The sequence below is a fragment of the Acinetobacter sp. YH16053 genome (genome assembly GCF_013417035.1).
GTDB classification, from domain to species: domain Bacteria; phylum Pseudomonadota; class Gammaproteobacteria; order Pseudomonadales; family Moraxellaceae; genus Acinetobacter; species Acinetobacter towneri.
In genome coordinates, this window is sequence record NZ_VPEP01000161.1 from 1 (window position 1) to 1,053 (window position 1,053).

2 protein-coding genes are annotated in these 1,053 nt (G+C 34.7%); one reads left to right on the forward strand and one right to left on the reverse strand.

Features of this window, described 5'->3' with window-relative positions; all coding sequences use genetic code 11:
- Positions 1–500, forward strand: a 500-nt coding sequence (locus FTV43_RS15810; protein WP_257224139.1) for a hypothetical protein, incomplete at its 5' end; no start/stop codon positions are given.
- Here the strand turns inward: FTV43_RS15810 and FTV43_RS15815 are convergent.
- Positions 493–1,053: TaqI-like C-terminal specificity domain-containing protein (locus FTV43_RS15815; protein WP_257224140.1), on the reverse strand; the 561-nt coding region annotated here is incomplete at its 5' end. The genes FTV43_RS15810 and FTV43_RS15815 overlap by 8 nt on opposite strands.

Here is a 1,053-nt window from a genome sequence, read left to right on the forward strand (position 1 = left end):
ATAAACCAACTCAATCTCCAATAGGTTTTCCATCATCTAAAGAATTACTTTCTATTAAAGAAGTATTCACTAGGCTCTCTCCACTCATTGGCTTAACTTTTAGTGATCCAGGCATAGTACAGGAACGTAATCGTGGGGCTGGATTACATAAATTAGTTTGCGAAGCTTTAGGATATTCTAGCTACGCTGATGATGGGAAATTCCCCGATATTAAAAATCAGTTATTGGAAGTCAAGCTTCAGACTTCTCCAACTATCGATTTAGGGCTAGTTTGTCCTGACAGTTTGGATAATTTAGGCTTCCCAGTAGATTCAACTTTAGTGCGTCATTGTGATACTAGATATGCGGTGTTTTACGGAACGACTAATGGGAGTCTAGTTACACTGACTCATCTAGTTGTTACTACTGGCGAGAGCTTCTTCAACAGATTTACTCAGTTTCAAGGTAAAGTAGTAAATGGGAAAATCCAATTACCACTCCCAGCAAACTTTTTTAATTAACAGCAAACGCTTTAAAGACAAGTTCATCTAGCTTGTCTTTAAGCTTTGAACTTTCTTTCTGATCTAACAAGTTATAAATCATCTTTGATAACTTAATTAATTCTTGAGAGTTCTGTAATTCAGGATCAGGAATAGGAAATTCTTCAACATATTGCTTCATGAACCTTCTTTTTCCTGAATATAGCTTATTGTTAAATTTATAGTCATAAAACTGCTCAATAAACCTAGAGTTAGCAACTGCTAAACATAACCATAATAATTCATTATCTTTACTATCGTCTGGTGTAATCCAATAGCATTCACCATTAACTATATTGCCTTCTAGATCTATCCAAAATTTTGGTTTTTCAGAGATATCTGGAAAAACAATCTTTGGCTTACACCACAGACTTGGATTTTGTGGAACCCACAATTCATACCAATTTCTACCCGCTTTTATCAGATATTCCCTACTACTTAATTGCTCTTTGTACACTTCTAAATATTGTTTAGTAGCTGGATACTGATCTATATCTACGGCTTTTTTCTTTCCATTTTCACTTGTATGTGGATA